The following is a 13,346-nucleotide window of genomic DNA, read 5'->3' as shown; positions in this document are numbered from 1 at the left end:
GTGGAACAGGCATCTCTGGAGCTGACGGTAGGTCCGGTCGCGCATGGCGGCTGGTGTGTGGCGCGCCACGAAGGGCGGGTGGTCTTCGTCCGGCACGCGTTGCCCGGTGAGCGGGTGATCGCCGACGTGACCGAGGAGACGACCCGGTTCCTGCGCGCCGACGCCGTGGAGATCCTGGAGCCCTCGCCCGACCGTGTCGTCCCGCCCTGCCAGTACGCCGGCCCCGGCCGCTGCGGCGGCTGCGACTGGCAGCACGCCACCCTGGAGGCGCAGCGCCGGCTCAAGGCCCAGGTCGTGGCCGAGCAACTCCACCGCCTGGCGGGCATCGAGCGCGAGGTCGTCGTGGAGGAGGTGCCCGGCGCCAAGGACGGGCTCGGCTGGCGCACCCGCGTGCAGTTCGCCGCCACGCCCGCCGGTGAGCTGGGCTTCCGCCGCCACCGTTCGCACGAGATCGAGGTCGTCGACGCCTGCCTGATCGCCCATCCCGAGGTCGAGGCGGTCGCGGCGGAGGACCACGAATGGCCGGGCGCGGCGGGCATCGAGGTCATCGCCTCCGCCGCCGGCGACCGTGCCGTGGTGGTCTCGCCGCGCCCGCGGCGCAGCGTGACCGTGCCCGAGCTCGACGCGCCCGCCTCGATCCTGCTCGACCAGGGCAAGGGCCGTACCGTGCCGCGCCGCGGCTCGGGCGTGCTGCGCGAGCACGTGGGCGACCGCGAGTTCCGGGTGGCCGGCAGTGGCTTCTGGCAGGTGCATCCGGGGGCGGCCGAGACGCTGCTCGACGCGGTGCTGGCCTACGCCGCCCCCGAACCGGGGGAGTGGGCACTCGACCTCTACTGCGGGGTCGGCCTGTTCGCGGCCGGGCTGGCCGAGGCGGTGGGGCCGGAGGGCGCGGTGTTCGGGCTGGAGTCCGACGCGGCGGCAGTCCGCGACGCCCGCGCCAACCTACGCGACCTGCCGCAGGCCAGGATCGAGCGCGGCCGGGGCGAGGAGGCGCTCGACCGGTTCCAGATCGAGCGCGCCGACCTCGTGGTGGTCGACCCGCCGCGGGCGGGGCTCGGGCGCGAGGTCGTCGAGCGCGTCGCCGCCCTTGAGGCGCTGCGCATCGTCTACGTCTCCTGCGACCCCGCGACGCTGGCCAGAGACCTCAAGTGGCTGGGCGAGCTGGGCTACGAGCTGACCGACCTGCGCGCCTTCGACGCCTTCCCGATGACCCACCACGTGGAGTGCGTGGCGCTGCTGGTGAAGCGCTGATTTGCGGCCCTGACCAGCAGCGGGACAACAGAATAAGTTTCACGACGCGTCAGGTTGATTCTGGATATTCCAAGATCATGACGCATGTGCAGCGCACGATCAAGAAACGCCCCGCCACCGAGATCCGGTGACGGGGCGTCCTCGTGCTGCAGATCGGTCAGCCCTGGCTTCGACCAGGAGGCCCGGCGACGGCTTACGGCACCAGCAGCGGGCCGACTCCAGCGACTTCGCGTTCGGGTGGTGGTGACACGATGCCGAGCGCGATGCCGCCCTGGCCGACTTCGACGCCGATGATGCGATCGCCGTCCTGCTTCCAGCGGCGCATCACCTCGACCGCTTCGGGGAACACGCGCACGTCCTCAGGGCCGTTGACGAAGCGTGCTTCCCGTACGGTGCCGTCGATGTCCAGGTAGAGGACGGGCAGCAGCAGGGCGAAACCCAGGACAGCGGGTGGGGTTACCGTCACTCGAAGCAGAGAACTTCGACCCGTGACCGCAACGGCTCGCCAAGGCGATGGCACGAGACGAGGAAGGCCGCCCATGCCCAAATACCTGCTGCAATCCACCTACACCACAGAGGGCCTCCGTGGGCTGCTGCGAGACGGTGGCAGCGCACGTCGGCAAGCGGTCGATCGCCTGGCGCAAAGCGTCGGCGGGCGAGTCGAGCAGATGTATTTCGCGTTCGGCGAGACGGACACGTATGTGATCCTCGATCTGCCGAGCAATGCGGCCTCGGCCGCGCTGGCTCTCGCTGTTTCGGCGTCTGGGGCTGTGCGGACGAACACGATCGTCCTGCTGACGCCGGAGGAGGTCGACGAGGCCACGCGAACCGAGGTTGCCTACCGGGCTCCTGGCGGGTGACAGCAGAGCGGTCGCAGGCGAGGCGACGGCCTGGACGGCTTCCTCGGGACAGCCGCACTCCGGTTCTGGCAGGGCCGGCGGCCGGCGGACGATCACGCCCGGTCTGATGTCCTGATGGCGGGGCGGCCGGCGGCGCGATCCAGAGCCGCGTACGCCCAATCCGGGTCCGGCCACAGACTGCGCACTTCTGCGTGACGAGCTGGCCGATGAGGGCAGCACCGTGGCACCTTCCGCCGCCCTTCCGGCTCCGGGTGCACTCGTGCTTGCGGTGGTCCTCGCACCAGCAGCCGTCGCGAGGTGCCGGTGCCGCGGCAGGGGTGTCGCTGTACGACGTACGGGCGCTCCTCGGGCATTCGGGCATCCAGACGACTCAGCGGTATGTGCATCTTGCGCCGGACGCGCACGACGCTGTTGAGGACGCAGTCGAAGATCATCGCGCGCCGGCAGCGTACGGCGGCGTCTGGCGCGTGATCGCGTCGCGGTAGCCTCCAACGATGCTGATTCGACGTGCTCCCGACGACCCACCACGTGGAGTGCGTGGCGCTGCCGGCCGCCGGGCGGTGGTGAGGGGCGGGTGGCCCCGAAGGCGTGACCTCATCGTGACGGTTTGCCGGAACGCCGGGGCGGCGAAGCTGTCTATCGTGCATCCATGGTCGCCTCCGGAGGCACGGGTCACTCAGGATCGGACAGGCCGCCGATGACGCCGCTGACGATGTGCCACCGGCACCTGCCCGGCGTGACGGTGATCGAGGTGCGCGGTGAGGTCGACGCCACCAACCACGAACGATTACGCGAGCACGTCCGGTCGGCCAGGGCGCTCCCGGCCGATCACGTGGTGTTCGACCTGAGCGCGATGACCTTCATGGACAGCGCGGGGCTGCACGTGCTGCTCGCCTGTCACCAGGACGCGCTGCGGCACGGCGCGCGGGTCCATCTGGCCGCCCCGCGGGGCGCCCCCGCCCGGCTGCTGGAGATCACCGGGGTCGACGCGCACCTGCCGGTCTTCCCCACGACCGAGGCCGCCGTGGCCGCCGCGACCGGCCCGTCCCGCTGAGCCCGCCGCGACCGGCCGGCCCGTTGAGCCCGTCCCGTTGAGCCCGCCTTTGGTCACCCCCGCCGAGACCAAGGACGGACGCGCCGCCCGGGGAGGCGTCCCTAGCGTCGGAGCATGACGCAAACCACCCTTGCGGGCCGGGTTCAGGAGGTCGACGCCGTACGCGGGTTCGCGCTGGCGGGCATCCTGGTCGCCAACATCGGCTTCCTGGCCGACCCGGGGTACGCGCTGTCGGGCACCATGCCCGTCCCCGACGGTCCCGTGGCCCTGGCCGTCACCGCCTTCGTGCTGACGAAGTTCTACATCGTCTTCTCGTTCCTGTTCGGGTACTCCTTCACCCTCCAGATGCGCGCCGCCGAGCGGGCCGGGGCGAGCGTACGGGCCAGGACGCTGCGCCGGTGCCTGGCCCTGTTCGTCATCGGCCTGGCCCACGGCCTGTTGTTGTGGGTCGGCGACATCCTCACCCTGTACGCCGTGCTCGGCGGCGGGCTGGTGGCCCTGCGCGGGCTCAGACCCAGGACGGCCGTCATCGCCGGCTCGGCGATCATCGGCGTGCTGACCCTGCTCTGGCTGGCGCTGGCCTGGTTGACGACCCTCGACCCGGCCGCCGGGCAGCCCGTCCCGGCCGACCCGGCCGAGGCCGCCCGCGTGCTGGCCCTGGCCACCGGCGGTCCGCTGGACTTCCTGACGATGCAGACCGAGCTCTACCCGCCGCTGGTGACCATGATCTGGATCTTCCAGGGGCCGACCGCGCTGGCCATGTTCCTGTTCGGGCTCGCGGCCGGCAAGTCCGGGCTGCTGGAGGGCCTGGCGAGCCGGTCCCGCCTGCTGAGCAGGGTGCAGTGGATCGGCTTCGGCGCCGGCCTGCCCGGCGGCCTCCTGTACGCCTGGAGCGCGAGCCGGGGCGGCGCCGTGGAACTGATCGGCAACGCGGTCAACACGATCACCTCGATCCTGCTGGCCGCCGCGTACGTCGCCACCCTGCTCCGGGTGATCGACCGGTTCCCGGCGGCGGGCCGCGTCCTGGCCGCCCCGGGACGGGTCGCCGCCTCCAATTACGTCGGCCAGTCGCTGCTCATCGCCCTGGTCTTCACCGGGTACGGCCTCGCGCTCGCGGGCAGGCTGTCACCCCTCGCGGTGATGGGCGTCGCCCTGGTGATCTACACCGTCCTCGTGTGGGCGAGCGGACGCTGGCTGCGCACCCACCGCCACGGCCCGGTGGAGTACGTGCTGCGCCGGATCACCCACTGGCGCTGAGGTCAGAGCCAGCCCATGCGCTGGGCGGTGCGGATCGCCTCCAGCCGGTTCTGGGCGTTCAGCTTGGTCATGGCGCTGGACAGGTAGTTCCGCACGGTGCCCTCGGTGAGGTGGAGCTCGCCCGCGATCCTGGAGATCGTCGCCCCGTCGCCCGCCAGGCGCAGCGCGTCGCGCTCCCGTTCGGTCAGCGGGCTGTCGCCGGCCGCCATCGCCGCGGCGGCCAGTTCGGCGTCCAGGTAGCGCCCGCCCGCCATGACCTTGCGGATCGCCATGGCCAGCTCCTCGGCGGAGGCGTCCTTGCCCAGGAAGCCGCTCACCCCGGCGGCCATCGCCCGGCGCAGGTAGCCGGGGCGGCCCAGGCTGGTCAGGATGACGATCTTGCACTGCGCGCTGATCCGCTCGGCGGCGCTCAGACCGTCCATGCCGGGCATCTCGATGTCCAGCACGGCCACGTCGGGACGGTGCTCGGCGACCGCGTCCACGACCTCGTCGCCGCGGCCCACCTGGGCCACGACCTCGATGCCGTCCTCCAGGTCGAGCAGGGCGGCGATCGCGCCGCGGATCAGGTGCTCGTCGTCGGCGAGCAACACCCGGGTGGTCATGCCGGCACCGCCGCGCGCAGCAGGTAGCCGCCGCCGGGCGTCTGCTCGGCCCGCAGGACGCCGCCCGCCGCGCCGACCCGCTGGGCCAGGCCCGCCAGCCCGTTGGCCGCGTGCTCGCCCGCCGGGCCGCTCACCCCGTCGTTGGACATCTCCAGAACCCCGTTCTCGATCGTGATCGTGCAGCGTTCGGCCTTGCTGTGCTTGAGCACGTTGGTGGCGCCCTCGCGGACCACGGTGGCGAGCAGGGTGCGCACCTCCGGGGTCAGCGCGGCGGTCTCGGCCCGTACCGTGCAGCGGACCTCGGCCGCCTCCAGCACCGCCCGTACGCTGGACAGCACCTCGTCCAGGTCGAGCGCCCGGTAGTTCTGCACCACCGCGCGCACCTCGCGCAGCGACCGCCTGGCCAGGTCGCGTACCTCGAACATGGCCCGCTCGGCGGCGGCCGGGTCGTCCGGCAGCGATCGCGCCGCGCCCGTCGTCCTCGTCGAGATGTCGGCGAGGCTCTGCCCGAGCAGGTCGTTGAGGTCGCGGGCGAAGCGCAGCCGCTCCTCCGAGACCGCCAGCCTGGCCCTGGCCTCCTGTCCTTCGTGCGCCTCCTTGGCCATCCGCCACAACCACAGGTTCGCCAGCACGCCGCCCACGCAGAGCACCGTGAACACCGCCAGGATCACGATCACCAGCAGCAGTTCCAGAGGCATCCCGAGGGTCAGCGAGACGCCGAGGACGAGCGCGGCGACCCAGGCGGCGGACGCCACGACGACCGTGCGCCGGCGGACGAAGGGGGCCAGCAGGGCCAGCCACGCCGGGATCGCGTACAGGATCGTGCAGGCCGTGAGGACCAGGGCGAGCACCCCGGTCACGGCCAGCAGGGCCGTCGGACGGCGGCCGCCCCGGACGGCGATCCTGAACGGCCGCGTGGTCAGCGCCATGAAGACCAGCAGCAGCACGCCGGCGGCCACGAGGGGTTGCCAGGGCAGGCCGACGGTCTCGCGGAGCACATAGAGGTTGTAGAAGCCGGTGGCGGGCACCAGCAGGAGGAAGTCGGTGGAGTAGACGATCAGCCAGCGGACCTTGTCCAGGCGGGTCGGACGTCTCATGCGGGCACCGCCGCGCGCAGCAGGAACTCGCCGGTGGGAGTGGGGGCGGCCGAGAGCGAGCCGCCCGCCGTGGTCAGGCGTTCGGACAGGCCGCGCAGGCCGCTGCCCGGGGCCGCGCAGGCGTCCTTGACGCCGTCGTTGCGCATCTCCAGCACGCCGCCGTCGATGGTGATCGCGCAGGTGGTGGCCGAGCTGTGCTTGAGCACGTTCGTGCCGCCCTCGCGCACGACCCACGCCAGCAGCGTGCGCCCGGCGGGGGACAGGTCGCCCACCCTGGTCTCGATCAGGCACCGGGCGCCGGCCGCCTCCAGCGCGGCCCGCACCCCGGTGAGCTCCGCGTCCAGGTCGAGCGTGTGGTAGCCGTCCACGGCCAGTTGCACCTCGGTCAGCGAACCGGTCGCCAGGCGGCGCACCTCGTCCATCTCCGACAGGGCCCTGGCCTGGTCCTTGGCCGCCAGTTTGGCCGCCAGCTCGCTCTTCAGCGTGATCACCGACAGGCTGCGGCCGAGCAGGTCGTGCAGGTCGCGGGCGAAGCGCAGGCGTTCCTCGGCGATGGCCAGGCGGGCCTTGGCCTCCTGCCCGTCGTGGGCGTCCCTGATCGTCCACCAGAGCCAGCGCCACAACAACATGGCCGCGACCACGAACAGGCAGCTGGCCGCCTCGGGGAGCAGCGTGCCGAGCCAGGTCCGGTCGGTGATCAGCACGACGTACGCGCTGACCAGGCCGACCACCGCCGCGCCCACGCAGGCCGTGGCCCACAGCGGCAGGAAGAACGCGACCATCGACACCCACAACACGCCGGTCTCCAGCCAGGTGGCCGTGTACGACAACTCCTGGTGCGGCAGCAGCAACACCGAGCCGGCCGCCAGCACCCCGGACAGGACCAGTTTGGACGTGGGCCGCGGCCGGTCGTCGAAGGCGGCCCTGAGCAGGCCGGGGAAGAACGAGAACTGGCCGATCAGGCAGGCGGCCGCGAGCACCGCCTGCGGGACGGAGATCACGCCCTGGATCGCGAAGATCGTGACGAGGGTCACGAACACCAGGCCCAGGAGGACGTACATGGCGTCCATCCAGTAGATGAGGATCTTCCGCGCGGTGTCGGCACGGCCGGTCATCGGTTCCCTCCCCCCTGGATCGTGCAAAATCCTATGTCAGGAGTGGGTACGCCAGAGAATGCGCGAGACGTCCGGTTTGGGAGATGTACCGCGCAACGACAACCAGGCCAGCCCGTGACGGACGGCGTACGCGGAGAGTTTGCCGGCCTCCGACTCGTCCAGATCGCCGCCGCGGGCCAGCACCGGGGTCAGGGCGAGGCGCGCCCACACCTGCTCCTCGCCGGGCAGCGCCCAGGCCCGCGCGAGCTGCCCGGCCGCCGCCCGTACGGCCGATCCCAGCCTGCGCAGCCGGCCCGACGGCGCCGTACGCGGCTCCATCTCGGCCAGCAGCTCGACGGTGTCCACCCGGGCGCCGGCCCGCCGGGTCGCGCGCAGCATCTCCAGGTCGGCCGCGTCCAGCCCGTCCGGCTCCAGCCGCAGCGTGAAGCACACCCGCAGCGGGCGTTCCTGTTGCAGGGCCCGCAGCGCCCGCGCGTTGCGCAGCACGGCGGCCGGGTCGGCGGCGTCGTGGACCTCGAAGCCCATCGTGCCGGCCCCGAGCGCGCCGGCCGCCTTGCGGTAGGCGGTGGCCAGACCGCCCGGCCTGGTGCACGCCACGGCCAGCTCGTGCCCGTCGGGCCCGCCGAACACCGGGAAGGCGTCGCCGCCCGCCGCCCTGAGCCGCCCGAGCCCGGCGGCCACCGGATCGCCGCCCGGCCGCGGCGGCCCGGCCCACCGGGGGACGCAGCCGTCGCCGCCCGCGACGAGATGGCCGAGCGCGTACCGGGTCACGCCGGTGCGGCGGGACTCGGCCGGCAGGTCGAACCCGGAGACGTCGGCGGTGTCGACGAACCCCATGAACGAGCCCGTCCGCTCCGGCACGGCCACCGGCACCCTGGGCGGCGGCGGGGCGGGTGCCGGGGCCGCGGCAGGTGTCGAAGCGGGCGTGGCGCCCGCGGGCAACATCCGGATCGCCAGTCCCGTGGCGCCGGCGAGCACGAGCGCGGCGAGCACCGCGAGCGGCCGGGGGAGCGTGCCGGACTCTCTTCTCTTTCGCGGCATATGACACCCATGGTGATCGATCGGTTACTTTCAGCGGTTGAGGGTGAAGGTAGCAAGCGTCCGCCGGATGGCGCGGGCCTTTTCCGGGCGGCGTCCGATGTGTGCGGATAATGAGCATCATGAAGCTGCGGATCTTCACCGAGCCCCAGCAGGGCGCCACCTATGACGACCTGCTCGCCGTCGCCCAAGCCACCGAACGCCTGGGTTTTGACGCCTTCTTCCGTTCTGACCACTACCAGCGCATCGGTCCGGGCGACCCGGGCGCCGGCTCGACCGACGCCTGGGTGACGCTCGGCGCCCTGGCCAGGGAGACGTCCACGATCAGGCTCGGCACGCTGGTGACGCCGGCCACGTTCCGGCTGCCCGGCCCGCTGGCGATCAGCGTGGCGCAGGTCGACCAGATGAGCGGCGGCCGGGTCGAGCTGGGCTTCGGCACCGGCTGGTTCGATGGTGAGCACTCCGCGTACGGCATCCCGTTCCCGCCGCTCGGCGAGCGGTTCGGCCGGTTCGAGGAGCAACTGGAGATCATCACCGGCCTCTGGACGGCGAAGGACTCCTACTCCTTCGAGGGCCGCTACTACCGGCTCGTGGATTCGCCGGCCCTGCCCAAGCCGGTCCAGCGGCCCAGGCCGCCGCTGATCATCGGCGGCTTCGGCGCCAAGCGCACGCCCAGGCTGGCGGCGGCGTACGCGGATGAGTACAACGTGCCGTTCCACACCGTGGCCGACACCGGGCTGGCGTTCGCGCGGGTGCGCGCGGCGGCCGACGCGGCGGGCCGCGGGCTGATCCTGTCGGCGGCGCAGACCGTCGTCGTGGGCGCCGACCGGGCCGAGGTCGAGCGGCGCGCCGCGGCCATCGGCCAGGACCCCGGCGCGCTGCGCGAGAGCGGCCTGTGCGGCACGCCGGACGAGGTGCTGGCCAAGCTCGACGCGTTCGCCGGGCTCGGGGCCGAGCGGATCTACCTCCAGGTGCTCGACCTGGCCGACCTCGACCACCTGGAGCTCATCGCCGCCGAGGCGCTGCCGCACGTGTGATTCCGGTGGCTAATCCGTTGGCGGCGGTTCGCCCGGCTACGGCACACTTGGGGCGTGCTGCTGACGATCACGACCACCGCGAACCCGGCCACCGACCTGGGCTTTCTCCTGCACAAGCATCCTGAGCGCGTGCAGGAGTTCGGCCAGTCGTTCGGCACGGCCACGGTGTTCTACCCAGAGGCGGGCGAGGAGCGCTGCACGGTGGCGCTCCTGCTGGAGGTCGACCCGATCGCGCTGGTCAGGTCGCGCGGCAGGAACTCGCCCGACTTCAGCCTGTCGCAGTACGTCAACGACCGCCCGTACGCGGCCTCGTCGATGACGGCCGTCGCGCTGGCCGACGTCTTCCGCACCGCACGGGCGGGACGCTGCAAGGCCAGGCCCGAGCTGCCGGGCACCCCGCTGCCGCTGGAGATCCGGCTGCCCGCGCTGCCCTGCCGGGGCGGCCCCGAGCTGGCCCGGCGGCTGTTCGAGCCGCTGGGCTGGACGGTGGAGGCCGAGGCGCTGCCGCTCGACGAGGGTTTCCCCGAGTGGGGCGAGTCCCGGTACGTACGGCTCACCCTGCGCGGCACCGTGCTCCTGGCCGACGCGCTCAACCACCTGTACGTGCTGCTGCCCGTGCTCGACGACGGCAAGCACTACTGGATCGCGCCCGACGAGGTCGACAAGCTCATCAGGGCCGGGACGGGCTGGCTCGGCGGACATCCCGAGCGCGGCCTGATCACCCGGCGCTACCTGGGACGGCGCTGGTCGCTGGCGCGTACGGCGCTGGCCAGGCTCGCCGAGCTGGGCGACGAGACCGAGGAGCAACTGGAACCACCCCTGGCCGAGGAGCCCGCCCCCGACGAGCCCACCGACGACGAGCCCACCGACGGCGAGCCCACCACGGACGAGCCCACCGCCGACGGGCCCGCCACCGAGGAGTCCGCCGCGCCTGAGGGACGTAAGGCGAAGTCGCTCAGCACGCTGCGGCGCGAGGCCGTGCTCGCCCGGCTCGAAGAGCTGGGCGCGGTCAGCGTGATCGACCTGGGCTGCGGTCAGGGCGAGCTGGTCGCGGCCCTGCTGGCCAGGCCCAGGTTCGCCCGCGTCGCCGGCATGGACGTCTCCTCCATGGCCCTCACCATCGCCGCCCGCAAGCTGCGCCTGGACCGCATGCCCGACGGCAAGCGGGCCCGGCTCACCCTGTTCCAGGGCGCGCTCACCTACACCGACAAGCGGCTGTCGGGCTACGACGCCGCCGTGCTCATGGAGGTGATCGAGCACGTCGACCCGCCGCGCCGGGCCGCGCTCGAACGGGTCGTGTTCGGCCGCGCCCAGCCGCGGCACGTGCTGGTCACCACCCCCAACATCGAGCACAACGTGCGCTACGAGTTCCTGACCGGCCTGCGCCACCCCGACCACCGCTTCGAATGGACCCGCGCCGAGTTCGCCGAGTGGGCCGCCCGGGTGGCCGCCCGGTACGGCTACCACGTCGCCGTCGAACCCGTCGGCGAGGACGACCCCGAGGTCGGCCCGCCCACCCAGATGGGAGTCTTCACCCGTGATCAGCGTTCCTGAGCTGTCCCTCGTGGTGCTCGTCGGCATCTCCGGCAGCGGCAAGTCCACCTTCGCCCGCCGCCACTTCAAGCCCACGCAGGTCATCTCCTCCGACTTCTGCCGCGGCCTGGTGTCCGACGACGAGAACGACCAGGCCGCCACACCCGCGGCGTTCGACCTGCTGCACCACATCGTCGGCCTGCGCCTGTCCAGGGGCCTGTTCACGGTCGTGGACGCCACCAACGTCCAGTACGCGGCCCGCAAGAGCCTCATCGAGCTGGCCAGGAAGCACGACGTGCTGGCCGACGCGATCGTGCTGGACACGCCCGAGGAGGTCGCGATCGAGCGCAACGCCGCCCGTCCCGACCGCGACTTCGGCCCCGGCGTGGTGATCCGCCAGCGCAAGGAGCTGCGCCGCTCGCTGTCCAAGATCTCCGCCGACGGGTTCCGCCGGGTGCACGTGCTGCGCGGCCTGGAGGAGATCGACAACGCCGAGATCACGTACGAGAAGGCGTGGTCGGACCGGACCGAGCTGACCGGCCCGTTCGACGTCATCGGCGACGTGCACGGTTGCCGGGCCGAGCTGGAGGCGCTGCTGCGGAAGCTGGGCTGGCAGGGGCTCGCGCACCCCGAGGGCCGTACCGCCGTGTTCGTCGGCGACCTGGTGGACCGCGGGCCGGACACGCCGGGCGTGCTGCGCCTGGTGATGGACATGGTCGAGGCGGGCACCGCGATCTGCGTGGCGGGCAACCACGAGCAGAAGCTCGTACGCGCGATGAACGGCCGCAAGGTCACGCTCGCGCACGGCCTGCGCGAGTCGCTGGACCAGCTCGCCGCCGAGCCGCCCGAGTTCGCCGAGCGGGCCAGGACGTTCATGGACGGCCTGCTCAGCCACTACCGGCTCGACGGCGGCCGGCTCGTTGTCGCGCACGCCGGGCTGAAGGAGTCCTACCACGGCCGCGCCTCCAAGCGCGTACGCGCCTTCGCCCTGTACGGCGACACCACCGGCGAGACCGACGAGTACGGCCTGCCGGTCCGCTACCCCTGGGCCGACGAGTACCGCGGCCGGGCCATGGTCGTCTACGGCCACACGCCCACGGTCACGCCCGAGTGGGTCAACAACACGATCTGCCTGGACACCGGCTGCGTCTTCGGCGGCCACCTGACCGCGCTGCGCTACCCGGAGCGCGAGATCGTCCAGGTCCCGGCCGAGCGTGTCTGGTACGAGCCGGCCAAGCCGCTCGGCGCGCCCTCCCGCGAGCCCGGCACGCTCGACGTCGGCGACGTGATCGGCACCCGGCACGTCGAGACCCGCTCCGGCGGCCGGGTCAAGGTGCGCGAGGAGAACGCGGCCGCCGCGCTGGAGGTCATGAGCCGGTTCGCGGTCGATCCGGGCTGGCTGGTCTACCTGCCGCCGACCATGGCGCCGCCGGAGACGCCCAGGCTCGACGGCTACCTGGAGCACCCGCACGAGGCGTTCGAGGAGTTCGCCGCGGCGGGGGTGGACGAGGTCGTGTGTGAGGAGAAGCACATGGGCTCGCGGGCCGTCGCCGTACTGGCCAGGACGCCCGAGGTCGCCGCGGCCCGGTTCGGCGTGACCGACGGCAGCGCGGGCGCGGTCTTCACGCGGACCGGGCGGCCGTTCTTCCGGGACATGGCGCCGCTGGTCGACGCGCTGCGCACGGCCTGCGCGCCGCTGTGGGAGGAGCTGCGCTCGGACTGGGTCGTGCTCGACTGCGAGCTGCTGCCGTGGTCGGCCAAGGCGGGCGAGCTGATCAGGTCCCAGTACGCCTCCGTCGGCGCGGCCGCGCGGGCCGTGCTGCCCGAGGCGGTCGCGGCTCTGGAGGGCGCGGCCGGGCGCGGGCTGGATGTGAGCGGGCTGCTGACCCGCACCCGACGCCGCTCCGGCAACGCTGCCCTGTTCCGCGACGCCTATGCGCGCTACTGCTGGCCGGTCGACGGGCTGGACGGGATCCGGGTGGCGCCGTTCCAGATCCTGGCCTGTGAGGGGCGGGCCACGGCGCTGGAGCCGCACGCCTGGCACCTGTCCACGCTGGCGCTGCTCGACTCGCCGCTCATCGCCCCGACCCGGCACGTGTTCGTCACGCTCGGCTCGCCGGAGTCCAGGGCCGAGGCCACGGCCTGGTGGGAGTCGCTGACCGCCGAGGGGGGAGAGGGCATGGTGGTCAAGCCGGCCGCGTACGTGCCCGGCCGGGTGCAGCCCGGCGTGAAGGTGCGGGGCCGGGAGTACCTGCGGATCATCTACGGGCCCGACTACACCGAGTCCCTCGACGTGCTGCGCCGGCGTTTCCTCGGCAAGAAGCGCTCGCTGGCGCTGCGCGAGTACGCCCTGGGCCTGGAGGCGCTGTCGCGCCTGGCCGACGGCGAGGCGGGCTGGCGCGTGCACGAGCCGGTCTTCGCGGTGCTCGCCCTGGAGTCCGAGCCCGTGGACCCGCGCCTGTGACGCCGTTCCTGTGACGCCGTTCCTGTGATCTCGCGCCC

At 72.8% G+C, this 13,346-nt stretch carries 12 protein-coding genes; 7 read left to right on the top strand and 5 right to left on the bottom strand.

From position 1 onward, the window contains the following. Window positions 1-1,251: a class I SAM-dependent RNA methyltransferase gene (locus tag DMB42_RS46070; RefSeq protein WP_125646379.1), complete on the top strand. Its 1,251-nt coding sequence runs from the start codon at window positions 1-3 to the stop codon at window positions 1,249-1,251. A 193-nt stretch (window positions 1,252-1,444) separates the two neighbouring features. Here the strand turns inward: DMB42_RS46070 and DMB42_RS46065 are convergent, their stop codons facing one another. Next, window positions 1,445-1,717, bottom strand: coding sequence for a hypothetical protein (locus tag DMB42_RS46065; RefSeq protein WP_125646377.1), 273 nt, complete (start codon window positions 1,715-1,717; stop codon window positions 1,445-1,447). 73 nt (window positions 1,718-1,790) lie between these two features. Here DMB42_RS46065 and DMB42_RS46060 point away from each other — a divergent pair, with 73 nt between their 5' ends. The 3 genes from DMB42_RS46060 to DMB42_RS46045 all read left to right on the top strand — a co-directional run bounded on the left by DMB42_RS46060 (window position 1,791) and on the right by DMB42_RS46045 (window position 4,422). Continuing rightward, complete coding sequence (locus DMB42_RS46060; RefSeq protein WP_125646375.1) at window positions 1,791-2,111, top strand: GYD domain-containing protein; 321 nt, start codon at window positions 1,791-1,793, stop codon at window positions 2,109-2,111. 697 nt (window positions 2,112-2,808) lie between these two features. After that, on the top strand, window positions 2,809-3,165 hold the full coding sequence (locus DMB42_RS46050; RefSeq protein WP_185845214.1) for an STAS domain-containing protein: 357 nt from the start codon (window positions 2,809-2,811) through the stop codon (window positions 3,163-3,165). Window positions 3,166-3,279: 114 nt separating this feature from the next. Next, entirely contained in the window at window positions 3,280-4,422 is a 1,143-nt protein-coding gene (locus DMB42_RS46045; protein ID WP_125646371.1) for a DUF418 domain-containing protein, read from the top strand. Between the two features lie 2 nt (window positions 4,423-4,424). Here DMB42_RS46045 and DMB42_RS46040 read toward each other — a convergent pair whose 3' ends face one another. The 4 genes from DMB42_RS46040 to DMB42_RS46025 are packed head-to-tail and all read right to left on the bottom strand — an operon-like array spanning window position 4,425 to window position 8,277. Next, entirely contained in the window at window positions 4,425-5,024 is a 600-nt protein-coding gene (locus DMB42_RS46040) for a response regulator transcription factor (protein ID WP_125646369.1), read from the bottom strand. Continuing rightward, window positions 5,021-6,121 carry a sensor histidine kinase gene (locus DMB42_RS46035; RefSeq protein WP_125646367.1) on the bottom strand — a complete coding sequence of 367 codons (1,101 nt, stop codon included), beginning with the start codon at window positions 6,119-6,121 and terminating at the stop codon, window positions 5,021-5,023. Before DMB42_RS46035 ends, DMB42_RS46040 begins: the two co-directional genes overlap by 4 nt. Further along, window positions 6,118-7,236, bottom strand: a complete 1,119-nt coding sequence (locus DMB42_RS46030; protein ID WP_125646365.1) for a sensor histidine kinase — start codon at window positions 7,234-7,236, stop codon at window positions 6,118-6,120. The genes DMB42_RS46035 and DMB42_RS46030 overlap by 4 nt, the downstream gene beginning before the upstream one ends. Window positions 7,237-7,272: 36 nt before the next feature. After that, entirely contained in the window at window positions 7,273-8,277 is a 1,005-nt protein-coding gene (locus DMB42_RS46025) for a hypothetical protein (protein WP_125646363.1), read from the bottom strand. Window positions 8,278-8,396: 119 nt separating this feature from the next. Here DMB42_RS46025 and DMB42_RS46020 point away from each other — a divergent pair, with 119 nt between their 5' ends. Genes DMB42_RS46020 through DMB42_RS46010 form a run of 3 tightly spaced genes read left to right on the top strand, consistent with a single transcriptional unit; the run spans window position 8,397 to window position 13,308 of the window. Beyond that, window positions 8,397-9,311 (top strand): LLM class F420-dependent oxidoreductase, encoded by a 915-nt coding sequence (locus DMB42_RS46020; protein ID WP_125646361.1) that lies wholly within the window; start codon window positions 8,397-8,399, stop codon window positions 9,309-9,311. A 54-nt stretch (window positions 9,312-9,365) separates the two neighbouring features. Further along, window positions 9,366-10,865, top strand: coding sequence for a 3' terminal RNA ribose 2'-O-methyltransferase Hen1 (locus DMB42_RS46015; RefSeq protein WP_125646359.1), 1,500 nt, complete (start codon window positions 9,366-9,368; stop codon window positions 10,863-10,865). Continuing rightward, entirely contained in the window at window positions 10,849-13,308 is a 2,460-nt protein-coding gene (locus tag DMB42_RS46010; protein ID WP_125646357.1) for a polynucleotide kinase-phosphatase, read from the top strand. Before DMB42_RS46015 ends, DMB42_RS46010 begins: the two co-directional genes overlap by 17 nt. Window positions 13,309-13,346: the final 38 nt, after the last annotated feature.

Origin of the sequence: Nonomuraea sp. WAC 01424 (assembly GCF_003947315.1) — a bacterium.
Taxonomy (GTDB): domain Bacteria; phylum Actinomycetota; class Actinomycetes; order Streptosporangiales; family Streptosporangiaceae; genus Nonomuraea; species Nonomuraea spiralis.
This window is presented reverse-complemented; position numbering and strand designations above follow the sequence as displayed.